Source organism: Amycolatopsis pigmentata, assembly GCF_042684065.1.
In the GTDB taxonomy this organism is placed as follows: domain Bacteria; phylum Actinomycetota; class Actinomycetes; order Mycobacteriales; family Pseudonocardiaceae; genus Amycolatopsis_E; species Amycolatopsis_E pigmentata.
The window spans coordinates 1-21,112 of the sequence record NZ_JBHUKR010000027.1; the positions used below are offsets into that span (position 1 = coordinate 1).

Here is a 21,112-nt window from a genome sequence, read left to right on the forward strand (position 1 = left end):
CCACCACACCACCACCAAGATCAACAAGCACCAGGGGTTGACTTAGGAAACTCATTGGGTCACCCCCTTTTCTTCCAGCGCGAGCCGCAGTGCTCGCAACGCGTAGTGCGTCCGTGATTTCACCGTTCCCGGCGCGATTCCGAGCCGGGAAGCGGCGTCATTGACGGAATAGCCCTGGAAGTAACACAGCAGCAGCACTTCCCGGTGGGACCGGGACAACTCGCCCAGTGCCTCGGCGACCAGCCACCCTTGCAGGGCGCGGTCGGTGTCGTCCGGAAGAGGGATTTCGGGCGGTTCGTCGGTGGTCACTTCCGACCGCGCCGAAGCCGACCGCCATCCGTCGATGGCGATCCGGCGCGCCACGGTGAACAGCCAGGCCCGCGCGGACCGCTGGGACTGGTCCAGCACACGCGGGTGACGCCAGGCACGCAGCAGGGTCTCCTGCACCACGTCCTCGGCACCGGCGCGATCGCCGTTGGTGAGTTTCAGCGCGTAAGACCAGAGCGCGGCCGCGTGGTCGTCGTGCAACGCCCGCATCAACCGGTCTTCCGCGGCATCCTTCATACCTGGGCGACCTGCTTCGACCGGGACTGCGCCAGCAGCAACGCTCCCCCGGCCACCACGCACACGGCTTCGGTGATGACGCCCCAGAGCTCGGGCAGCCAGTTCCCGGCCCCGGGGTTGAAGTCCTCGTGCACGCCGAAGAAGCCGCCGGACCGCAGCGACAACACGAACGCGGCCAACGTGGCCACGCCGAAGCCGACCGCCAGAAACGCCGGCAGCCAGTGGTGCCAGGCCAGCACCCCGGCGGCGATCACCACCCCGGCGATCGCGTTGACCAGGAACAACGGCCCGACCGTGGGGATGTCGGAGAACCCCTGGTTGGCCCACAGGTCGTAGTGCACCCAGGCCGACCCGAGCAGCCCCGCGATCACCAGGATGCGCAGCACCCACGCCACCATTGCCCGCCCCTCTCGCCTCGGAGAAAACCTACCTCGCTCTTCTCACGAAGCATCACCACTTCTGGTTCATCCTTGTGTCGGCGGGGGCACATCGTTGAACCCGGGGCGGGGCGTGATCGTGTCAAGGGGCATGACTGCTGAATCACCCACTCGCCGTACCGTCCTGACCACCGGCGTGGCCGCGGCCGGCGCCGCGGCCGGTACGGTCGCGCTCGCCGCCTGCGCCGGCGGCTCCACGCAATCCGGCTCGGGGTCCGGCGGCCAGCCCGCTCCCGCCGCCCAACCTGCCGCCGGCACCACGATCGCCTCGCTGTCCGATGTCCCGGTCGGGGGCGCCAAGTCCGTCACCATCGGCGGGCAGGCGGCCATCGTCGCCCGGCCCTCGGAGAACAACGTGGTCGCGTTCAGCGCGTCCTGCACCCACCAGCACTGCACCGTCAACCTCAGCGGTGACAAGCTCAAGTGCCCGTGCCACGGCTCGCAGTTCAACGCCCTCACCGGCGCGGTGGAGCACCCTCCGGCGAAGTCGCCGTTGCCCTCCATCCCGGTGAAGGTCGACAACGGCAAGATCGTCTCCGCCTGACCGGCCGGTTTCTCAACTCCAGACGAACAACTGCTCACCGGCGGCCACCCGGCCGTCGGTGAGCAGCGAAGAAAGCGCCTCCGCCGAGGCGTCCAGCGCGACCACCGGTACCACCGGCGAGTAGCCCGCGGCCCGGACCGCCTCCGGGTCCCACGTGATCAGGGGCTGCCCGGCGCGCACCGTATCGCCCTTCGCCACCAGAACGGTGAACCCTTCGCCCTTCTGCTTCACCGTGTCGATCCCCAGATGCACGAGCACGCCCTTGCCGTCGGCGTCCGCGACGACGAAGGCGTGCGGATGCAGGGTCACCACGGTTCCGCCGATCGGCGCCACCGCGTCCTGCCTGCCGTCCTCGGGCATCACCGCCACCCCGGGACCCACCATCGCTTCGGCGAAGACGGGATCCGGCACCTGGCTCATCGGCAGCGCGTCGCCCGCCACCGGGCTCGCCACCGTCACACGGCTCACAGCGTTTCCTCCGCGAGTTTGCGCGCCCCCGCGATCGTGTCGACGGGGCGCTCCTGTCGAACGCACGTCACGTAGGGGCGATGGGCGCCCCGCCGCCGCGACAGCGGACCCAGACGGCGCGCTCTGTGGTCACTTTGACAGCCGCGAGTTGCGGTACAAGTTGTCACAGCAGGTCCTGGATGTCACCGGCGATCGTGTCGGCCTCCGGCCCGACGATCACCTGGACCACCGAACCGGCCTTCACCACACCGATCGCGCCTGCCTTCTTCAGCGCGGCCTCGTCGACTTTGGAGCCGTCCTCCAGCTCACAGCGGAGCCGGGTGATGCAACCCTCGATATCGACGATGTTTTCGGCGCCTCCGAGCGCCGCCAGAATCCGTTCAGGCCTCTCGTCCGCCATAGCGGTCTCCTTCGCTCCGGTTACGGCCACGAACCCGTAACGGTGGTTGACACTCCCGCGGATCGCGGAGCATTCTGCCCCATCAGGAAATGGTCTAGACCGGAACGTACCAATCCCGGACGTCCGGCGCGACCCTTTCGGCCGAACCGAGACCCGCGGAGGTGGTGTCCATGCCGGCGTCCCCTCCTGGTCCGGACCCCCTGCTCGAAGGTCCGACGCCGAAACACGTCCAGTTGCGGGAAATCCTGCGCCGTGCGGTCGAGCGGGAACTGCCGCCCGGTTCCCCGATCCCGTCCGAGCGCGAACTCGCCGCGCGCTACCGGGTCTCCCGCCTGACGGTCCGCTCGGCCATCGGCAAGCTGGTCGAAGAAGGCCTGCTCAGCCGGGCCCGTGGGAAGGGCACGTTCACCTCGATCCGCCGGATGGACCTTCCGCTCTACCTCATGTCGTTCACCGGCGACATGCGCAGGCGCGGGCTCAAGCCCACGACCGAGATCCTTTGGCGCGGAAGGGAAAACCCGCCGCCGAACACGGTGCGGGCGCTCGGCCTCGGCGAGGGAGAACAGGCCTACCGGATCGTCCGGCTCCGTCGCGCGGACGGCGTGCCGATGGCGCTGGAGCGCGGCTGGTACCACCCGGGACAGGTGCCCGGCCTCTTGGACCACGACCTCACCCGCTCGTTGTACGAGCACCTCGCCCACCACTACGACCTCCGCTTCGATCAGGCCCGGCAGACGATGTGGGCCGAAGCGGCGGACCGGGAGACCGCGCGGCTGCTGGGCATCCGTGTCGGCGACCCGCTCCTGGTCTTCCGCCGGATCTCCAGCCATCGCGGCAGGCCGGTGGAGGACACGACGTCGGCGTACCGGGGTGACCGGTACCAGCTGACGACGCAGTTGGACCCCGCCGGACCGATGGACGCTCGTCGGGCGCGGCCGGGGGCAGATGTCCCACGAAAACCAGGTGTGCCCACCGAACAGGGAGGTTTCCCGTGACCGCGACCACCGCGGAAGGAACGAAAGGCAAAGGGAGGGGTTTCGCCGGACTGCAACGGTTCGGCCGCAGCCTCATGCTGCCCATCGCGGCGCTGCCCGCGGCCGGCCTGCTCTCCCGGCTCGGCCAGGACGACATGCTGGGGCGGTGGGTGGCGACGCAGAAGATCGCCACTGTGCTCGCGGCCGCGGGGGGCGGGCTGTTCAACTGGCTGCCGCTGCTGTTCGCGGTCGGCATCGCGGCCGGCTTCACCCGGCGCGGCGACGGCTCCACGGGCGTCGCCGCCGTCGTCGGCTTCGTCGTGTTCAACCAGGTCGTGCAGGTGTTCGCGCCGATCAACAAGCTCGAGGGCTTCAAGGAAGGCTGGTACCTGCAGCCGATCAAGTGGCCCTACAGCGTGCTCGGCGGCATCGTCGTCGGCTTGGTGACGGCCGGGCTGTGGCAGCGATTCCACCGCATCAAGTTGCCGCCGTATCTGGCCTTCTTCGGCGGACGCCGGTTCGTGCCCATCATCAACGCGTTCGTCCTGATGCTCATCGGCGTGGTCTTCGGCCTGATCTTCCCCGTGATCGACAGCGGCATGCAGCATCTCGGCAACGCGGTGACCAGCAACGCGGTGATCGGTGGCGGGGTGTACGGGACGCTCAACCGGGCGCTGCTGCCGATCGGCCTGCACCAGTTGATCAACATCCCGGTGTGGTTCATCTTCAACGGCGGTGACATCACCAACTTCTTCAACGGCGACCCGCACGCGGGCACGTTCACCACCGGATTCTTCCCCATCTTCATGTTCGCGCTGCCCGCCGCCGCGCTGGCGATCTGGCGGACCGCGCGCCCGGAGCAGAAGAAGATCGTCGGCGGTCTCATGATCTCCGCCGCGTTCACCTCCTTCCTGACCGGCATCACCGAACCGATCGAATTCGCGTTCCTGTTCGTCGCCTGGCCGCTGTACCTGATCCACGCCGTGCTCACGGGCGTGTCCCTGGCGATCTGCAACCTGCTGGACATCCATCTCGGGTTCTCGTTCTCGGCAGGCGCGATCGACTACGCGCTCAACTCCGGGGCGCCCGCGGCTCACCGGGCGTGGCTGCTGATCCCGATCGGCCTGGCCTACGCGGTGATCTACTACTTCCTCTTCCACTGGATCATCGTGAAATGGAACCTGCGGACACCGGGCCGTGAAGACGAGGGCACGGACGCGGGTGATGCCACCCCGTAAAGCCCTCCGGCTCCCGGACGCCGCTCGCGAGGCGGCGTCCGGGAGCCGACGGCACGGCTCGTAGGGTGGGGGAATGGACAGTGTGCGCGCGGTGGAACAGTGGCCGGTGGACAACGCGGCCACGGCGGTGATCAGCGCCGACGGCGAAGTACTGGGACGGCACGGCGACACGGGGAGGACGTTTCCCCTGGCGTCGGTCACCAAACTGCTCACCGCCTACACCGTCCTGATCGCCCTCGAAGAAGGCGCCGCCGAACTGGACACTCCCGCCGGTCCCGAAGGCTCGACGATCCGTCACCTGCTGGCGCACACGTCGGGCCTGGCCTTCTCCGAGCACAAGGTGATGGCCCAGCCGGGCACCCGGCGCCTCTACTCCAACGCCGGATTCGAGCAACTCGCCGACGCGCTCACCAGCCATTCCGGTATCGCCTTCGCCGACTACCAGGCCGAGGCGCTGTTCACCCCGCTGGGCATGGACGCGACCGTCCTGAAAGGATCGCCCGCCGCGGGCGCGGTGTCCTCGGTCGCGGACCTGACGTTGTTCGCCGCGGAGCTTCAGCGTCCCAAGCTGCTGGACCCCGCGACACTGGCCGAAGCCACGAGCGTCGCCTTTCCTGGGCTCAACGGCGTACTCCCCGGGTTCGGCCACCAGAAGCCGAACGACTGGGGCCTCGGTTTCGAGATCCGCGACCACAAGAGTCCACATTGGACCGGATCGCGGAGTTCGCCGCGCACGTTCGGCCACTTCGGGCAGTCGGGCACGTTCCTGTGGGTCGACCCGGACGCGCGGGTCGCCTGCGTGGCGCTCACCGACCGGGACTTCGGCCCGTGGGCCGCCGAAGCCTGGCCCACGTTCACCGACGGGATACTGGCCCAGCTTTCGGCCTGATCTAGGTCATCACGCGCACCGGGTTGCCGGCCCGGTAGGCGGCGATGTCCTCCACGGCGTCACGGAAGAAGATTTCGTAGGTCTCCTTGGTGACGTAACCGAGGTGCGGCGTGAGGACCACATTGGACAGTCCGCGCAGCGGGTGATCGACCGGAAGCGGCTCGACATCGTAGACGTCGAGCGCGGCGCCGCCGATCTCCTTGCGGCGTAACGCTTCCAGCAACGCGGATTCGTCCACTATGGGCCCTCGCGAGGTGTTCACCAGCCACGCGTCCGGCTTCATCGCGGCGAGTTCGCCGGCACCGACCAGGCCACGGGTGCGGCGGCTGAGCACGAGATGGATCGACACCACGTCCGCGGTGGCGAACAGGTCCTCTTTGGACACCAGGGTCACGCCGTGCTCGGCGGCGCGTTCCTCGGTCAGGTTCTGGCTCCAGGCAATGGTGTTCATGCCGAAGGCCTGGCCGACCCGGGCCACCCGCGAGCCGAGGTTGCCCAAGCCGAGCAAGCCCAGGGTCCGGCCTGACAGCCCCGTGCCGATCGTGGTCTGCCATCCGCCGTCACGCATCGCGGGCAGTTCGGTGCCGAGGTTCCGGGCGGCGGCGAGGATCAGCGCCCAGGTGTGCTCGGCGGTCGGCGAGGGCACGTAACCGGTTCCGCACACGAGGACACCCTGCCGGCGCGCCGCCTCCACGTCGATCGCGGCGTTGCGCCGCCCGGTGCTGACCAGGAGCCTGAGGTCGGTCAACCGGGCCAGCGTCTCGGCCGGGAACCGGGTGCGCTCGCGCATCGCGACCACGACGTCGAAGCCCGCCAGCCGCTCGGCGAGTTCGTCCGGATCGGCGATGTGCGCGGTGAACACCTCGATGTCGGCGCCCAGCGCGTCCCAGTCGGCGAAGCCCAGCGCGGCGTTCTGGTAGTCGTCGAGGATGGCGATCTTCATTCCCCCAGGCTACGTCCGCCGAGGACGGTGACGGCACACGGGCGGGCAGCGCACCGAACACGGGACGAAGTTCCCCGGTGGAGCACACCAACGGCCGTGTCCGGTGACGGATCACCGCCCTAGCGTGACATTGTGACGAAGCGGCGGAAATGGATCATCGGAACCATCGTGGGTGTCGTCGTGGTGGCGGTGGCCGCCCTGGCGATCGTGCTCACCCAGGGACCGCATGGGCAACCCGTTCCCCCTGCGGCGCCGTCTCAGCCGTCGCCGTCGGCCGGACCGGTGTTCGCCGCGAAAATCGACAATGTGGCGGAGGCGCGGCCGCAGACCGGCCTGTCTTCCGCGGACGTCGTGTACGTGGAACCGGTCGAAGGCGGGCTGACCCGGTTGCTCGCCGTGTATTTCGGCTCGCGCCCGGATGTCCTCGGCCCGGTGCGCAGCGCGCGGTCCTCCGACATCGGCGTGCTCGCGCAGTACGGGCAGCCGGTGCTCGCCTACTCCGGCGCCGCGCCGGAAATCCTGCCCGCCCTGCGCTCCGCGTCGCTGGTGAACGCCTCACCGGCCGAGGTCCCTGGCGCGTACTTCCGCGACAACGGCAGACCGGCGCCCCACAACCTGTACGTCCACCCCGCGGGACTGCCCGGCGGCACACCGCCACCGGCCGATTCCGTCCCGCGGTTCGGCCCCGTGCCCACGGCGGGAACCCCGGTGAGCGCATACCAGGTTCGCTACCCGGCCGCGTCCTACGACTTCCGCTGGTCGCCGGACAGTCACCGGTGGGCGATCTTCGCCGACGGTGCGCCGCTGTCCACCACCGAAGCCGGCCGTCTCGACGCCGCCACCGTGATCGAGCAGCGTGTCGACGTGCGCGTGGGAGAGCCGGGAGAGAGCGGAGCCGTCGCCAATTCGCCGGTCGCGCAGACCGTCGGTTCGGGCGAGGCGACGATTCTCCGTGACGGGCAACGGTTCGCGGCCACCTGGAACCGGCCCGCTCCGCAGTCGCCCACCCGTTTCCTCACCACCACGGGAGATCCGCTCCCGCTGGCACAGGGCCCGGTGTGGATCCTGCTCACCGCGAAGTCTTGACCAGCTCAGGCGGGCGTACCGGTCGAGCGGGCTCGAATCGTCACGCCAGCGGCAGCGGCAGGATTTCCCCGGTGGCATCGCGCAACGCCTCACGCATGGCCTCACGCGGCGCGGCCATTCCGGTGAACTGCTCGACTTGCCCGAAAGCCTGATGCAGCAACATGTCCAGGCCCGTGGCCACCCGGCGGCCCCGCGCGGCGGCGGCTTCGGCGAGCGGCGTCGGCCAGGGGTGGTAGATGACATCGAGCAGGCACGGCACGGCCGAAAGCTCCTGGGCATGCCCGGCCACCGCTTCCGCCGGCACCGTGCTGACCAGCACGGAAGCTTCGGAGACGACGTTCGGGAAACCGCCACCGGGCCAGGTGACCACTTCCACCTCGACTCCGGCGCGATTCGCCACGGCGACGGCTTCGGTGGCACGAGCGGGATCGCGCACCACCAGCAGGGCGCGTCCGACCTTGAGTTCGGCGAAGGCGACGAGCGTGGCCGCCGCTGTCCCGCCCGCGCCCAGGATCACCCCGGTCGAACCCGGCGGGGCGTCGAAGCCCCCCGCGGCACGCAGCGCGCCGGTCACACCGTCGACGTCCGTGCAGTCGGCGAACCACTCCGAACCCTGGTGTACCAACGTGTTCGCCGCCCCGGCCGCCCTGGCGCGCGCCGAGGTCATCGTGGCGAACTCCAGCGCCGCTCGCTTGCCGGGCATGGTCACCGACAGCCCCGCCCACTCCGCGCCGAGCCCGCCGACGAGGACCGGCAGCCCTTCGGCGTCGACCTCGATCCGCTCATAGGTCCAGGACAACCCGAGTTCCCGGTAGGCCGCGTAGTGCAGGACCGGCGAAAGGGAATGCCCGACCGGCTTGCCCAGCACTCCCGCCTTAGAAGGCACCGTTCTGCCTCGCCACTTCGATGTTGCGGCTGTGTTCCTGCTGGGTCGTCGCGAAGCAGGACACACCGTTCTTGTCGCATTTCACGAAGAAGAGCCAGGCACCGTCCGCGGGATGCAGGGCCGCCTCGATCGCCTCCGTGCTCGGCGATCCGATCGGGGTCGGCGTGAGGCCCGCGTTCTGGTAGGTGTTGTACGGGCCCTGCTTGTTCCGGTCGGCGTCGGTCGTGGTCACCACCGGTTTGTCGAGGACGTAGTTCACCGTCGAGTCGAACTGGAGCCGCATGTTCTTGTCCAGCCGGTTGTAGATCACCCGGGAGATCTTCTCGAAGTCCTGGCTGACGCCTTCGCGTTCGATCAGGGACGCGATGGTCAGCACCTGGTACGGCGCCTGCTGCTGCACGGTCGACCCGCTGGTCAGGCCGGCCGCCTGGATCTTGGTCGTGGAGGCCTTGAGCACGGTCCCGAGCAGCTGGCCGGCGTCCGAGCCCGGTCGCACGTCGTACACGCCCGGGGCGATCAGGCCTTCGAGCCGGTGCGGGTCGGTGCTCTTCGCCGCGGCCGAGGCCGCCCAGTCCGCCACGCCCAGCGTGGCCAGATCCGCCGACTGCGCGGCCTTGCGCAGGTCTTCCGGAGAGACGCACGTGCTCTTGCCGTTCAGCGTCGCGCAGGAAGCCTTGGACAGCAGGCTGTACAAACCCGGCGTGACCGAGCCTCCGGGCTGGGTGATGTCGTCGAGCTGGGTGCCGGCGCGGACCTGCAACTCCCCCACCCGCGCGGTGCCGCTGGTCAGCATGGCGACCGCCGCCGAGCCGGACATCTTGGTCTTGAGCACGTAGTAACCGGGTTGAAGGCTGAGCACCTTGTCGTTGTTCTTGCTGGCCTTGACGAACGCCTTCGCGCTGGCCACGACGCCTGCCGTGGTCAGTTCGCCACCGATGGCGCCGGTCGAGTCGCCGTCACCGATCTGGATCACCACGTCGGACTCGCCATTGCCCGGGAAGTCCGCGTAGCCGAAGACCTTCTCGACGCCGAACCACGCGCCACCACCGAACAGCCCGATCACGGCCAGTGCCGCCACCCAGCGCAGAAAGCGGCGGCGCGGGCGCTTGGGCGCTTCGTCCGCAGGCTCGATGTACTCGGGCTCGGCACGCTCGTCGGGCATGTAGTCGCCCGGGTAACCCTCGTCGTCGAAATCCTCGTCGACCAGATGGATGATCTCGGTCGGGTCCTCCCGGGCCGGGGCACGCCGGGGCGGCTCCTCGTCGAAGAGTTCCAGACCTTCCTCGGCGGGCGCCGCACGACGGCCCTTCCGGGGCGGATTCGTCGAGTACCCGTCGGCCCGGTCCTCCTCGGCACGACGACCCCGGCGAGGTGGGTTCGTCGCGTACCCGTCGGCCGGAGCGTCCTCCGGGCGCCGCGGGGGACGGCCTCGCCGGGGCGGGGCGTCTTCGGCCGGGGCGCGACGCGCCGGTACCCGCCGCCGCGGCTCTTCGCCGGTGGGGGCACGACGGGCGGGAGCCCGCCTCCGCGACGGTTCCTGTCCCTCACCGGAGGAAGCCCGCCGCGCGGGCGCACGCCGGGGAGGAGCGTCTTCCAACCACTCGGGCTCGACGTCGGCAGGCGGCGCCGCCCGGCGCGCCGGGCGGCGAGCAGGCGGGGTGTCCGGTACGTCGGCACGCCGCCGCCGGCCCGCCGGGGGCTCCACGGGTTCCCGCGCAGGAATCGAGCGGTCGCGGGGCTCGACGGCACGCCGCCTCGGGGGCACCGTGCGGTCGGGCGGATAGGCGGGACGTTCCTGCGGCGCCTGGCGCGGCTGCCGGGACTGAGGCGGCACGGCACGGCCGCCCGGTGGCTGCGTCCCGCCGGGCAGCGGCTCGCGCCGGGCGTGCTTGCCGCTTCGGGGGCGGTCCCGCCGCGGGGGTTCAGCGTTCATGTGCGTCCCTCCCGTGCCAGATATGACGCCCGGCCATCGAGCCAGCCCTGCAGGATTTCGACCGCCGCGGCCTGGTCGACCACAGCGCGCTGCTTACGTCCCTTGACCCCGCGTCCCGACAGCATACGGGCCGCACTGACCGTAGTGAGCCGCTCGTCGGCGAGCCGCACCGGTATCGGGGCGACGCGCCCGGCGAGCCGCGTGGCGTAGTCCACGGCGATTTCCGCGGCGGAGCCGTGCCGGTCCGCGAGCGTTCTGGGCAACCCGACGATCACCTCCACCACCTCATGTTCGGACACGAGACGTGAAAGCTCGGCGAGGTCGGTTTCGCGGTGCGCATCACGCGAAAGGGTAACCAGAGGCGTCGCGAGAACCGGTGCGGGATCGCTGAGTGCCACACCGACCCGGACGGAGCCGACATCCACGGCGAGGCGGCGCCCCGGCCCAGGGTCCGACACCCCGGGCCGGTCCGGTCGGGGGGCGGTCACTCCCGTGCGACCGCGTCCCGGAGCGCGGCGATCGCCCGGTCGATCCCGGACGGGTCACTGCCACCGCCCTGGGCCATGTCCGGCTTGCCGCCACCGCGTCCGCCGACGGCGGGCGCGAACGCGGGCACGAGCTTGCCCGCGGCCAGCCCCTTGTCCCGCGCGGCGGCCGTGGTGGCGACCACGAAGCTCACCTTTTCGCCCTGCGGCGCGAACAACGCCACCACACCCGGGCGGGAACCGAGCCGGTTCCGCACCTCGGTGGCCAGGGCACGCACCGCGCCCGCGTCCACGTCACCCTCGAGTCTCTCGGCCACCAGCGCGACACCGCCGACATCGGCCGCCTTGTCCGCCAAGCTCCCTGCCGAGCCGAGCACCTGCTGGGTGCGCAGCTGGTCGATCTCCTTCTCCGCGTTGCGCAGCCGGGTCAGCACGTCCTCGATCCGGGCGGGCAACTGGTCCGCGGGAACCTTGAAAGTTCCGGCGAGCTGGGAGACCAGCAACTGTTCCTTGCGGACGTGCCGCAGCGCGTCGGTGCCCACGAGCGCCTCGACGCGGTGCACACCGGACCCGATCGAGGCGTCACTGACCAGCTTGACGAGCCCGAGCTCACCGATGCGGCCCACGTGGGTGCCACCGCACAGCTCCCGCGAGTATTCGCCCATGTCGACCACGCGGACGTCGTTGCCGTACTTTTCACCGAACAGTGCGACCGCGCCGAGTTCGAGCGCCTTGTCCTTGGTCGTGACGTAGGTCTGGACCTCGGCGTCGGTCTGGAGGTAGTCGTTGACCTCCTCCTCGACCTCGGTCAGCACGCCGGCCGAAACCGAGCCGGGCGTGGTGAAGTCGAACCGCATCCGGCCCGGCGAGTTGAGCGACCCGGCCTGCGCGGCCCGGCGGCCGTAGGCGCCGCGCACCGCGGCGTGCACGAGGTGCGTCGCCGAGTGGGACCGCGCGATGGCCGCGCGGCGCGTGCCGTCGACCGACGCGGTGACCTCGGTGTCGATCCCGACCTCTCCGGCCAGCACCTCGACCCGGTGCACGAACAACCCCGGCACGACCTTCTGCACGTCGAGCACCTTGAGCTCGACCCCGGAGCCGACCAGGATGCCGGTGTCGGCGACCTGGCCACCGCTCTCGGCGTAGAACGGGGTCCGGTCGAGCACCAGTTCGGCCTTGGTCCCCGCGCCGGCACTCCGCGCCGGCGCGCCGTCGACCAGCAGGCCGATCACCTTCGAGGTGGACTGGAGATCGGTGTAGCCGAGGAAGTCGGTCTCCCCGTGCCGCTCGAGCATCTCGCGGTAGACCGACAGGTCGCCACGGCCTTGCTTGCGGCTGGCCGCGTCGGCCTTGGCGCGCTGACGCTGCTCCTCCATGAGGGTCCGGAAGCCGTCCTCGTCCACCGACAGGCCCTGCTCCTCGGCCATCTCCAGGGTCAGGTCGATCGGGAAGCCGTAGGTGTCGTGGAGCTGGAACGCCTTGTCCCCGGCCAGGATGTCGCCGCCGGAGCGCTTGGTCTCCTCGGCGGCCAGGTCGAAGATCCGCACACCGCTGGTGAGCGTGGTGAGGAACGCCTCCTCCTCCACGCGCATCACTTCGCTGATCCGGTCGAAGTCCCGGGCGATCTCCGGGTACGAGGGCGCCATCGCGTCACGAACGACGGCGGCGAACTCGGTGAGCACCGGTTCGTGCACGCCGAGCAGGCGCACCGACCGCACGATCCGGCGCAGCAGGCGCCGCAGCACGTAGCCACGAGCCTCGTTCCCGGGGGTGACACCGTCACCGATGAGCATCACACCGGAGCGCGCGTGGTCCGCGATCACCCGGAACCGCACGTCGTCGACGTGGTCGGCGCCGTAACGGCGGCCGGAGAACTCCTCGGCCCTCGCGATCACCGGGCGGACCAGGTCGGTCTCGTAGACGTTGTCCACGCCCTGCAGCAGGTAGGCCACGCGTTCGACGCCCATGCCGGTGTCGATGTTCTTCTTCGGCAGTTCCCCGAGCACCGGCGCGCCCTTCTTCGGGCTCACCTCGCCCCGGATGTCCTGCATGAACACCAGGTTCCAGATCTCGAGGTAGCGGTCCTCGTCGACGGCGGGGCCGCCGTCGCGCCCGAACTCGGGCCCCCGGTCGTAGTAGATCTCCGAACACGGGCCACCGGGGCCGGGCACGCCCATGTCCCAGTAGTTGTCCTCGGCGCCGCGGTACTGGATCCGCTCGCTGGGAATGCCGGTGACCTTGCGCCACAGGCCCGCGGTCTCGGCGTCGTGCTCGTAGACGGTGGCCCAGATCCGCTCCGGATCGAAGCCGAAGCCGCCCTCGTCGGCCGAGGAGGTGATCAGCTCCCAGGCCCGCGAGATCGCGCCTTCCTTGAAGTAGTCGCCGAAGGAGAAGTTCCCGGCCATCTGGAAGAACGTGTTGTGCCGCGTGGTCTTGCCGACCTCGTCGATGTCACCGGTGCGGACGCACTTCTGGATGCTGGTCGCGCGCGGGTAGGGCGGCGGGACCTCCCCGAGGAAGTACGGCTTGAACTGCACCATGCCCGCGTTGACGAACAGCAGCGTCGGGTCGTCCAGGATGAGCGAGGCGCTCGGCACCGGCGTGTGGCCGCTGCGCTCGAAATAGCTGATGAACCGCTTGTTGATCTCGTGTGTTTCCACTGATCTTTCCTTGGGCCTGGCGGGTTAAGACCGCGCCTGGAACGGGATGGGGGCTACGACGGCGGAGGGGCGGGCGAGGCGTGCCTGACGGGCGCCGGGCGCTTCAGCCCTCCGCCCGGCGCGCTCGCGCCGGACGGGTGCCCGTGGCGGGCGTGGCCCGCCGCCCGGGCCGGGGTGCGATCCCCGACCGCTGCTCCACCATGTCCTGCAGCTCCTGCTCCCGCTCGCTCATCCCGGCGCGGATGTCCGCGCCGAACGCTCCGATGGCGCCGGCGAGCTCGCCGACGGCATCCCCCAGGTTCGAGGCTAACCCGGCGGGCGTGGCTTGACGAGCGGTCCGGCCGGCCTTGCGGGTGACCACCACGCCCGTCGCGACGCCGAGCCCGAGCCAGAACAAGCGCTTCATGAGGTGCCGTTCCTCCCCCGCAGCCGGCTGTGCTTGCCCTCGGCCCCCGTCTTCGCCTTGCGCCGCGCGCGGATCGCCCGGCTCACCCCGTAGGAGAAGGCCGCGGTCTTGACCAGCGGGCTGCCCAGCGTCGCGGTGAAGACCGAGGACAGCGCGGAGACGTTGCCACTGACCGCCTGCGCGTTCGCGGTGATCCCGTCGACGCGTTCGAGCTGGGTGTTGACGTGGGTGATCGTGTCGTTCGCGCCGGTGAGCAACGGGTCGGCGTTCTCGTGCGCCTTGCGGATCGCGATGGTCGCCTCGTCCAGCGTGCGGCCGAGTTTGACCAACGGGATCGCCAGCAGCAGCACCAGCAGCACGAATGCTCCGGCGGCGATGAGCGCGGCGATCTGCCCTGCCGACACGGGCCCTCCTCAAGGAAAAACGGCGGCGTGAATGCCGGTCAGGCTACCCTGCGCCGCACTTCCCGGCCGGACGGCCCTCCCCCGCCGCCCCGGCCGGGGCGGCGGAAGTCAGCGGACACCGAAATAGACGGTCGCCATGTCGTCGTCGGCGTGACCGGCGTCCGCGGCGGCCTCCAGATGCGCGAGCGCGGCGCGGGCCGCGCCGAGGTCGGGCCGCTCGCCCACGGCCTCGAGCACCAGCTTGGCGTCCTTCGCCGCGTGACGGGTGGGGAAGCTCAGCGGGAACTCGCGGGAGATCATCGCTCCGCCCTTCAGATGCGCGTAGGGCACGTCCAGCGAACCACCGCTGATGGCCTCCAGGAACAGGCGCGGGTCGAGTCCGAGGGCCTCCGCCAAGGCGACACTCTCCGCCGTGGCGTTGGTCAGCGCGAGGACCCAGGCGTTCGCGACGAGCTTGAGCCTGCTGGCCATCCCGGCCGGGCCCACCCACATCGTGCGCGCGCCGATGGCGTCGAAGACCGGCGCACACCGCTCACGCAGGTCTTCCGGCCCCGAGGCCAATACGACGAGCTTGCCCTCCTCGGCGGGCTTTTTGGTGCCGAGCACGGGAGCGTCGACGTAGGCCACATCCGCCTTCTCGGCGGCTTCGGCGAACCGATCGGCCCACTCGGCTCCGATGGTGCCGCTCTGGATCCACACCGCGCCGGAGGAAAGCACGGCGCCGGCCACACCGTCCACCGCGGGGCCGTCGGCGAGCATGGTGAGGACGAAATCGGCTCCCTCGACCGCCCGCTCGGGTGAATCCGCGATTTCGGCCCCGCGATCGGCCAGCGGCCGCGCCTTTTCCGCCGTCCGGTTCCACGCCCGCACCTTCAGCCCGGCCTCGTGCAGGTTCATCGCCATCGGCAGGCCCATGATCCCGGTGCCGAGCACGGCCACGGTGGTGTCGGTCATTTTCCGCTCCTTTCCCAAGCTTTTTCGTCGTGTCCAGGGTTACCCCGATTTCCGCGATCATGCTGTGTTTTCCGCGACCTTGCGCGCCCCCGCGATCGTGTCGACAGGGCGCTCCTTCCCTGCATTCGTCACCTCGGGGCGACGGGCGCCCTGCCGCCCCGCTAGCGGAAAGAAAGGGGCACGCTCTGCGGTTGCCTGGCAGCCGCGGACTGACACAGCACGTGCCGCGCGCCCCGGTGGACAAGGTCGTCATTGACCTCTAGTTTACTTGAGGTTTCATGCTGGGGACATGAGCACAGCATTGATCACCGGCGCGTCACGCGGTCTCGGCCTGGCGCTCGCCCGCAGGCTCGCCCGGGACGGCTGGACCGTCGTGGCCGACGCCCGTGACGGAGAACGGCTTCACCGTGCGCTGGCCGGGCTTCCCGGAATCACCGCGATCCCCGGCGACGTAACCGATTCCGCGCATCTGCACCGGCTCACCGCGACCGTGGCGACCACAATGGACGGGTCTGGATCTCCTCGTGAACAACGCGAGCGCGCTCGGCCCGAGCCCTCAGCCACTTCTGGCCGCCTACCCGGCGCGCGAACTCGAACGCGTGTACGCGGTCAACACCTTCGCTCCTCTCGCGTTGATCCAGCTTTTGCTGCCCTCCCTGAGAAAGAACCACGGCACCGTCATCAACGTCTCTTCCGACGCCGCGGTCGAACCGTATGGCGGCTGGGGTGGTTACGGTTCTTCCAAGGCCGCGCTCGACCAGCTCACCGCGATTCTCGCCGCCGAAGAACCGGATCTGACCGTCTACGCCTGCGATCCCGGGGACATGAACACCGACCTGCACCAGCAGGCGTTCCCGGATGAGGACATTTCGGACCGGCCGTCGCCGGAAACGGTAGTGCCCGCCTTGCTGCGCCTCCTCGAAAGTGATCTGCCGAGCGGCCGTTACCGGGCCATCGAGGTGCCCTGATGTCACCCCTTCGCTTCACGCTTCCACCGGAAAGCGAAGCGGCGAGCCCGCCCGAGCGCCGCGGTCTGCGCCGTGACGGTGTGCGCCTGCTCGTGGCGCGGCCCGGGCGGATCGAGCACGGGCATTTCCACGACCTCCCAGGACATCTCTCGCCCGGCGACCTCGTCGTGGTGAACACCTCGGCCACCCTGCCCGCGGCCGTCGACGCGCATCGCGATGACGGGAAACCGGCGCCAGTGCACGTCTCCACCACGCTCGACGACGGCGACTGGGTGGTGGAGATCCGCCTCGCCGACGGTAGCGGGCCCGACCTCGGCATGGCCACGGGCGCGGAGCTTCCGTTGCCCGGTCACGTCCGGCTGCGGCTCCTCATGCCCTATCCCGACCCGCACGCGCCGAAGAGCAGGCTGTGGCGGGCATCGGTGACACCACGGGTCGGCGCACACGCGTACCTGTCCCGGCACGGCAGGCCGATCGGCTACGGCTACCTCAGCGGCCGGTACCCGCTTCGCGACTACCAGACGGTGTACGCGACCGTGCCGGGCAGCGCGGAGATGGCCAGCGCGGGCAGGCCGTTCACCGCGCCGCTGCTGGTCCGGCTGATGGCCCGGGGAATCACGGTGGCTCCGGTCGTGCTGCACGCGGGCGTGTCCAGCCCCGAAGCGCACGAGCCACCCGGCGCGGAGCGGTTTTCGGTGCCGGAAGCCACCGCGCGTCTGGTCGACACCGTCCGCGCGGCCGGTTGCCGCGTCGTTGCGGTGGGCACGACGGTGGTGCGCGCGCTGGAAAGCGCGGCCGCCGAGGACGGCACCGTGCGCGCGTCGTCCGGCTGGACGGATCTGGTGCTCCGCCCCGGCCGTCCCGCGCGGGTGGTCACCGGCCTGGTCACCGGCTTGCACGCGCCCGAGGCCAGCCATCTGCTGCTGCTCGAAGCCGTCGCGGGCGCCGATCTCGTCGCCTCCGCGTACCGGGCGGCGGTCGAGCGCCGTTATCTCTGGCACGAGTTCGGCGACTCGACCCTCTTCCTGCCCGGCTGTGTTTGAAAGGCGTTCTAGTCCTTTGTGGACCTTTCACCGCGGATAGTGCGGCGCAGCTTCGGAACCCGGTCGGCGAGCGTGCGTTCGGCGCCGCGCGTGGTGGGGTTGTAGTAGTCGGTGCCGACGAGTTCGTCCGGCGGATACTGCTGGGGCAGCACGCCTTCGGGCACATCGTGGGGGTACCGGTATCCCTGGGCGTTGCCGAGCTTGGCCGCACCCGCGTAGTGGCCGTCGCGCAGGTGCGGCGGCACGGTGCCGATCCTGCCCGCGCGCACGTCGGCCAGCGCCGCGTCGATCCCGGTGACCACGGCGTTGGACTTCGGCGCGGTGGCCAGGTGAACGGTCGCCTGGGCGAGCGCGAGCCTGCCTTCCGGCATGCCGATGAACTGCACGGCGTGCGCGGCCGCGACCGCGGACTGCAGCGCGGTCGGGTCGGCCAGGCCGACGTCCTCGCTGGCGTGCACCACCAGCCGCCGCGCGATGAACCGGGGGTCCTCGCCTGCCTCGATCATCCGCGCCAGGTAGTGCAAGGCCGCGTCCACATCGGACCCGCGGATGGACTTGATGAACGCGCTGATCACGTCGTAGTGCTGGTCGCCGTCCCGGTCGTAGCGCACCGCGGCCTTGTCCACAGTGGATTCCACGGTGGCCAGGCCGATCTCGGTCTCCCCGGTGGCGGCCGCGGCACCGGCGGCCGCTTCGAGCGCGGTGAGCGCCCGGCGCGCGTCGCCTCCGGCGAGCCGGACGAGGTGGGCGGCCGCGCCGGCGCTGAGCGTGAAGGCGCCGCCGAGGCCCCGCTCGTCGGCCAGGGCCCGGTCGATCAGTTCGCGCACGTCGTCGTCGGTCAGGGGGCGCAGCTGCAGCACCAGTGACCGGGACAGCAGCGGCGACACCACCGAAAACGACGGGTTCTCCGTGGTGGCGGCGACCAGGAGCACAGTCCGGTCCTCGACCGCGCCGAGCAGCGCGTCCTGCTGGGTCTTGGAGAACCGGTGCACCTCGTCGATGAACAGCACGGTGTCCTCCGCCTGGTACTGGCGGCGGCGCCGGGCCTGTTCGATCACTCCCCGGACTTCCTTCACCCCGGCCGAGAGCGCCGAGAGCGCCACGAAACGGCGGCCGGTCGCGGTGGAGACGAGGTTCGCCAGGGTGGTCTTGCCGGTACCGGGCGGGCCGTAGAGCAGGACGGACGCCGGCGCGGCGCCCTCCACCAGCCGTCGCAGCGGCGCCCCGTCGGTCAGGAGATGACGCTGGCCGACCACTTCGTCCAGCGACCGCGGGCGCATGCGTACCGGGAGCGGCGCACCCGCCGGGACCCCGTCCTCACCGCCGCCCATCGGGCCGTCCGGCACGGCGGTGTTTTCCGGGCCCTCCGGCGGCGCCAGATCGGGGTTCACCGTGAAGAGTTCATCCTGCACGCTTCCACGGTAATAGGGCGGTCAGACGGTCTCGGTGCCTGTCTTGAAACCCGGCCTGTCGTGAAACCCGGCCACCGGCGCCGCGGCGAGCTCCGGTTCGGGCTCCCGGCCCGCGAGCGCGGAGCGGAGGAGGATCCCGGCCGCGTAGGGGAGGAGATCCCGGCCGCGCCGCCACAACCAGGGAATGCCCTTCACCAGCAGCCAGGCCACGTGGTCGACCGTCCGGGGCCGGACACCGCCCGAACACACCAGGCTCACCGGCTCGGCGACGGAGAAACCCGCCTCCGAGAGCACCTCGGTCACTCCCCTGGCCAGCGTCCGGTGCCCCAGCTCCGAGGGGTGCAGCCGGTCCACGCTCCAGCAGGAAAGCTCGTACGCGCCCGCGAGCGCGCCGAGATCCAGGCACGGCATGCCGTGCCTGCGCGCGACCTCTTCGATGGCGGCGTTCAACGCGTCGATCCGCGCCTTGAGCGCCCGGTGCAACGCGCGCGGCAACCGGAAAACCCGGCCATGATCGTGGAACCGCACCGGGACGACCACGGTGCCGCGCGCGGCGAACGCGCTCATCACCTCGCCGAGATCCTCGGCGACCGAAGCGGGATCGAAGTCCGACCGCAGGGTGTCGTTCATGCCCGCGACCACGAGCGCGACATCAGGGCCGTGCGCGATCGCCGCGGGCAGCTGGCTGGTGCGCACGCACCGCATCCGGGCACCGGTGAAGGCGGTGTTGAGATACCCGTCCGGAGCCACGCCGAGCGCTTCCGCCACGAACGGCCCGACCCCGCGCCAGCCCCGGCCCGGAACGGGATCGCCCAGCCCGACGGCCGTGGAGTCGCCCAGGACGGCAAGGCGCCGGATCGGACGAGGAGTCGTTTCGGCCGAAGGAACCTGCTCAATCGCCACACTCACAGTTCCTCCGCGAGTTTGCGCGCCCCCGCGATCATGTCGACAGGGCGCTCCTCTCCGGCACACCTCACGTCGGACCGATGGGCGCCCTGCCGCCCTGACAAGGGGGTCTGGGGGCTTGCCCTCAGCGGGGGTGTGGGGGCTGTGCCCCCACAGAGCCCCGGGCCCAGACGGCGCGCTCGGTGGTCACCTTGACAGCCGCGAGTTGACACAAGTGATTCCACGCCTCAGACCATCGGATACGGAGGCTCATCCGGGGTGAGCGCCGGGTAACGACGGGAGGTCCGCTCGAAGAACCCTCGGGTCAGGCGCCCGTCAGCGGAACGCGGGGTAAAGCGGCAACGACAGACCGGGGCCGAAACGCTTGTCGAGAGCGGCGGAAACGTCGCCGGCATACTCGGCGAGCGCCTCCGCGCCGCCACGCCCCGCGTAGTCCGCGAGATCACGCCACCACGTCACCAAGGCCGCGGCCGGCTCACGCCGGTCGCCCAGGATCTCCCAGGTGCGGACCCACACCAGCACGAGCTGGTGGTCCAGCAGGTGCGCCGAAAACACGTCGTTGTCGGCCAGGGCCGGCCAGATCCCCGACACTTCGGCGCGCCACGCGGCGATCATCGCGTCGCTCATGCCCGCGGGCAGCGCCAGCGCCCCGTCACAGGAGCCGAACGGCACCCGCAACTGGGCCGCGTCGATCAGCGCGTTGCGCACACGGCCCCGTTCGAAGTCGAGAAACCGGACCCCACCGCTGGTCACGAGGTTGTTGTCGGGGCTGAGGTCGACCGGGCTGAACGCACGGTAGGCGGACGAGCAGCTCCGTTCCCACGCCGCGGCGGCCACCGAGCGGACGGCACCCGAAGCGCTCACCCCCAGCGTCTCTTCGAGGCGACCAGGCAGGCGCTCGCAGGCGAGACCGGTCGTCTGCGCCCAGCCCATCCGTTCCTTCACCGGGCCGCCGAGCCTGCGCAACAACGCGTCGAAATCGGCCTCGCGGCTCGCGGTCGTCGCGTGCATCCGGCCGAGCGAGCGAGCCCAGGACAGCAGGGAACGCTCCGCGGCCCGTGCCTCGGAACCGTACAGCTTGTCCCGCAAGGTGGGCGCGTGACCGAGGTCCTCGACGACGAGGACCCGCGAGGGACCGTGATGCGCCAGCAGTTCCGGGCACATGCGATCCTCCGCCGAGAGGGCGGTGAACAGCTGATAGCTGACGGCTTCCTGAGCGAAGGGATCCGGCACGCCCGGCACCGCCGGGGGATATCGCTTGATCACCAGCGTGCGGGGCAACCCGAACGGCGACGACACGATTCTGGCACGGACCACGGTCGCCGGGCCGCTGCCTTCGAGCAGCTCCGGTTCGACCAGCGCGATCGGAGCGCCGAAGCGGCCGGCGAGCACCGTCTCGCCCGCGGCGACCGCCGCCTCGACGGAATGTCCAGGTTCGTCCGGGCTGTCCGCCCGGGCGTCTTGAGCTTCGTCGAACGTGTCCACGGTCATCGCCCACGACCCTACTAGGGC

At 70.5% G+C, this 21,112-nt stretch carries 22 protein-coding genes and 1 pseudogene; 8 read left to right on the plus strand and 15 right to left on the minus strand.

The genetic code is table 11. From position 1 onward, the window contains the following. Window positions 1–51: 51 nt before the first annotated feature. Complete coding sequence (locus tag ACFSXZ_RS39040) at window positions 52–564, minus strand: sigma-70 family RNA polymerase sigma factor (protein WP_378271373.1); 513 nt, start codon at window positions 562–564, stop codon at window positions 52–54. Beyond that, on the minus strand, window positions 561–962 hold the full coding sequence (locus tag ACFSXZ_RS39045; protein ID WP_378271374.1) for a hypothetical protein: 402 nt from the start codon (window positions 960–962) through the stop codon (window positions 561–563). The genes ACFSXZ_RS39040 and ACFSXZ_RS39045 overlap by 4 nt, the downstream gene beginning before the upstream one ends. A 130-nt stretch (window positions 963–1,092) precedes the next feature. Here ACFSXZ_RS39045 and ACFSXZ_RS39050 point away from each other — a divergent pair, with 130 nt between their 5' ends. Then, on the plus strand, window positions 1,093–1,545 hold the full coding sequence (locus ACFSXZ_RS39050) for a Rieske (2Fe-2S) protein (RefSeq protein ID WP_378271375.1): 453 nt from the start codon (window positions 1,093–1,095) through the stop codon (window positions 1,543–1,545). A gap of 12 nt (window positions 1,546–1,557) precedes the next feature. Here the strand turns inward: ACFSXZ_RS39050 and ACFSXZ_RS39055 are convergent, their stop codons facing one another. Both ACFSXZ_RS39055 and ACFSXZ_RS39060 read right to left on the minus strand, forming a co-directional pair. Next, a complete protein-coding gene (locus ACFSXZ_RS39055) occupies window positions 1,558–2,013 on the minus strand; it encodes a PTS sugar transporter subunit IIA (RefSeq protein WP_378271377.1) in 456 nt (151 codons plus the stop codon). A 163-nt stretch (window positions 2,014–2,176) separates the two neighbouring features. Continuing rightward, window positions 2,177–2,413 (minus strand): glucose PTS transporter subunit EIIB, encoded by a 237-nt coding sequence (locus ACFSXZ_RS39060; protein WP_378271378.1) that lies wholly within the window; start codon window positions 2,411–2,413, stop codon window positions 2,177–2,179. Between the two features lie 170 nt (window positions 2,414–2,583). Here ACFSXZ_RS39060 and ACFSXZ_RS39065 point away from each other — a divergent pair, with 170 nt between their 5' ends. The 3 genes from ACFSXZ_RS39065 to ACFSXZ_RS39075 all read left to right on the plus strand — a co-directional run bounded on the left by ACFSXZ_RS39065 (window position 2,584) and on the right by ACFSXZ_RS39075 (window position 5,514). Next, window positions 2,584–3,408 (plus strand): GntR family transcriptional regulator, encoded by an 825-nt coding sequence (locus tag ACFSXZ_RS39065; RefSeq protein WP_378271380.1) that lies wholly within the window; start codon window positions 2,584–2,586, stop codon window positions 3,406–3,408. Next, entirely contained in the window at window positions 3,405–4,625 is a 1,221-nt protein-coding gene (locus tag ACFSXZ_RS39070; protein WP_378271382.1) for a PTS transporter subunit EIIC, read from the plus strand. The genes ACFSXZ_RS39065 and ACFSXZ_RS39070 overlap by 4 nt, the downstream gene beginning before the upstream one ends. Window positions 4,626–4,698: 73 nt before the next feature. Next, window positions 4,699–5,514 carry a serine hydrolase domain-containing protein gene (locus tag ACFSXZ_RS39075; protein WP_378271383.1) on the plus strand — a complete coding sequence of 272 codons (816 nt, stop codon included), beginning with the start codon at window positions 4,699–4,701 and terminating at the stop codon, window positions 5,512–5,514. 1 nt (window position 5,515) lies between these two features. Here the strand turns inward: ACFSXZ_RS39075 and ACFSXZ_RS39080 are convergent, their stop codons facing one another. After that, window positions 5,516–6,457, minus strand: coding sequence for a D-2-hydroxyacid dehydrogenase family protein (locus ACFSXZ_RS39080; protein ID WP_378271385.1), 942 nt, complete (start codon window positions 6,455–6,457; stop codon window positions 5,516–5,518). 132 nt (window positions 6,458–6,589) lie between these two features. On the opposite strand from ACFSXZ_RS39080, the gene ACFSXZ_RS39085 reads away from it, so the two are divergent. After that, a complete protein-coding gene (locus ACFSXZ_RS39085; RefSeq protein WP_378271386.1) occupies window positions 6,590–7,543 on the plus strand; it encodes a DUF3048 domain-containing protein in 954 nt (317 codons plus the stop codon). A 40-nt stretch (window positions 7,544–7,583) separates the two neighbouring features. On the opposite strand, the gene ACFSXZ_RS39090 is transcribed toward ACFSXZ_RS39085, so the two are convergent. The 7 genes from ACFSXZ_RS39090 to ACFSXZ_RS39120 all read right to left on the minus strand — a co-directional run bounded on the left by ACFSXZ_RS39090 (window position 7,584) and on the right by ACFSXZ_RS39120 (window position 15,289). Further along, the gene (locus ACFSXZ_RS39090; RefSeq protein ID WP_378271444.1) at window positions 7,584–8,411 is read right to left on the minus strand and encodes a shikimate dehydrogenase; all 828 of its coding nucleotides are present in this window, start codon (window positions 8,409–8,411) and stop codon (window positions 7,584–7,586) included. 7 nt (window positions 8,412–8,418) lie between these two features. Beyond that, the gene (gene mltG / locus ACFSXZ_RS39095; RefSeq protein ID WP_378271387.1) at window positions 8,419–10,362 is read right to left on the minus strand and encodes an endolytic transglycosylase MltG; all 1,944 of its coding nucleotides are present in this window, start codon (window positions 10,360–10,362) and stop codon (window positions 8,419–8,421) included. Beyond that, window positions 10,359–10,850, minus strand: a complete 492-nt coding sequence (ruvX, locus tag ACFSXZ_RS39100) for a Holliday junction resolvase RuvX (RefSeq protein WP_378271388.1) — start codon at window positions 10,848–10,850, stop codon at window positions 10,359–10,361. Before ruvX ends, mltG begins: the two co-directional genes overlap by 4 nt. Next, on the minus strand, window positions 10,847–13,507 hold the full coding sequence (gene alaS, locus ACFSXZ_RS39105) for an alanine--tRNA ligase (RefSeq protein ID WP_378271390.1): 2,661 nt from the start codon (window positions 13,505–13,507) through the stop codon (window positions 10,847–10,849). The genes ruvX and alaS overlap by 4 nt, the downstream gene beginning before the upstream one ends. Before the next feature lie 103 nt (window positions 13,508–13,610). Further along, window positions 13,611–13,913: a hypothetical protein gene (locus tag ACFSXZ_RS39110; RefSeq protein ID WP_378271391.1), complete on the minus strand. Its 303-nt coding sequence runs from the start codon at window positions 13,911–13,913 to the stop codon at window positions 13,611–13,613. Next, window positions 13,910–14,317, minus strand: coding sequence for a DUF948 domain-containing protein (locus ACFSXZ_RS39115; RefSeq protein ID WP_378271392.1), 408 nt, complete (start codon window positions 14,315–14,317; stop codon window positions 13,910–13,912). Before ACFSXZ_RS39115 ends, ACFSXZ_RS39110 begins: the two co-directional genes overlap by 4 nt. A gap of 108 nt (window positions 14,318–14,425) precedes the next feature. Further along, the gene (locus tag ACFSXZ_RS39120) at window positions 14,426–15,289 is read right to left on the minus strand and encodes an NAD(P)-dependent oxidoreductase (RefSeq protein WP_378271393.1); all 864 of its coding nucleotides are present in this window, start codon (window positions 15,287–15,289) and stop codon (window positions 14,426–14,428) included. Between the two features lie 271 nt (window positions 15,290–15,560). Between ACFSXZ_RS39120 and ACFSXZ_RS39125 the strand changes: the two are divergent. From ACFSXZ_RS39125 to ACFSXZ_RS39135, 3 genes and pseudogenes are all read left to right on the plus strand, one after another. Further along, window positions 15,561–15,710 (plus strand): annotated as a pseudogene (locus ACFSXZ_RS39125) (SDR family NAD(P)-dependent oxidoreductase); the annotation flags it as partial. An 85-nt stretch (window positions 15,711–15,795) separates the two neighbouring features. Beyond that, window positions 15,796–16,239 (plus strand): SDR family NAD(P)-dependent oxidoreductase, encoded by a 444-nt coding sequence (locus tag ACFSXZ_RS39130; protein ID WP_378271395.1) that lies wholly within the window; start codon window positions 15,796–15,798, stop codon window positions 16,237–16,239. Next, on the plus strand, window positions 16,239–17,282 hold the full coding sequence (locus tag ACFSXZ_RS39135) for an S-adenosylmethionine:tRNA ribosyltransferase-isomerase (RefSeq protein WP_378271397.1): 1,044 nt from the start codon (window positions 16,239–16,241) through the stop codon (window positions 17,280–17,282). Before ACFSXZ_RS39130 ends, ACFSXZ_RS39135 begins: the two co-directional genes overlap by 1 nt. A gap of 8 nt (window positions 17,283–17,290) precedes the next feature. Here ACFSXZ_RS39135 and ACFSXZ_RS39140 read toward each other — a convergent pair whose 3' ends face one another. The 3 genes from ACFSXZ_RS39140 to ACFSXZ_RS39150 form a co-directional block, all read right to left on the minus strand. Further along, on the minus strand, window positions 17,291–18,694 hold the full coding sequence (locus ACFSXZ_RS39140; RefSeq protein WP_378271398.1) for a replication-associated recombination protein A: 1,404 nt from the start codon (window positions 18,692–18,694) through the stop codon (window positions 17,291–17,293). 21 nt (window positions 18,695–18,715) lie between these two features. Further along, window positions 18,716–19,603 (minus strand): SGNH/GDSL hydrolase family protein, encoded by an 888-nt coding sequence (locus ACFSXZ_RS39145; protein ID WP_378271400.1) that lies wholly within the window; start codon window positions 19,601–19,603, stop codon window positions 18,716–18,718. 312 nt (window positions 19,604–19,915) lie between these two features. Beyond that, entirely contained in the window at window positions 19,916–21,091 is a 1,176-nt protein-coding gene (locus ACFSXZ_RS39150) for a phosphotransferase (protein WP_378271402.1), read from the minus strand. Between the last annotated feature and the right edge of the window lie 21 nt (window positions 21,092–21,112).

Coding starts and splice junctions, on each gene's coding strand:
- ACFSXZ_RS39040 (WP_378271373.1), bottom strand. CDS start 564: ATGAAGGATGCCGCGGAAGACCGGTTGATGCGGGCGTTGCACGACGAC.
- ACFSXZ_RS39045 (WP_378271374.1), bottom strand. CDS start 962: ATGGTGGCGTGGGTGCTGCGCATCCTGGTGATCGCGGGGCTGCTCGGG.
- ACFSXZ_RS39050 (WP_378271375.1), top strand. CDS start 1,093: ATGACTGCTGAATCACCCACTCGCCGTACCGTCCTGACCACCGGCGTG.
- ACFSXZ_RS39060 (WP_378271378.1), bottom strand. CDS start 2,413: ATGGCGGACGAGAGGCCTGAACGGATTCTGGCGGCGCTCGGAGGCGCC.
- ACFSXZ_RS39065 (WP_378271380.1), top strand. CDS start 2,584: ATGCCGGCGTCCCCTCCTGGTCCGGACCCCCTGCTCGAAGGTCCGACG.
- ACFSXZ_RS39075 (WP_378271383.1), top strand. CDS start 4,699: ATGGACAGTGTGCGCGCGGTGGAACAGTGGCCGGTGGACAACGCGGCC.
- ACFSXZ_RS39080 (WP_378271385.1), bottom strand. CDS start 6,457: ATGAAGATCGCCATCCTCGACGACTACCAGAACGCCGCGCTGGGCTTC.
- mltG (WP_378271387.1), bottom strand. CDS start 10,362: ATGAACGCTGAACCCCCGCGGCGGGACCGCCCCCGAAGCGGCAAGCAC.
- ACFSXZ_RS39110 (WP_378271391.1), bottom strand. CDS start 13,913: ATGAAGCGCTTGTTCTGGCTCGGGCTCGGCGTCGCGACGGGCGTGGTG.
- ACFSXZ_RS39135 (WP_378271397.1), top strand. CDS start 16,239: ATGTCACCCCTTCGCTTCACGCTTCCACCGGAAAGCGAAGCGGCGAGC.
- ACFSXZ_RS39150 (WP_378271402.1), bottom strand. CDS start 21,091: ATGACCGTGGACACGTTCGACGAAGCTCAAGACGCCCGGGCGGACAGC.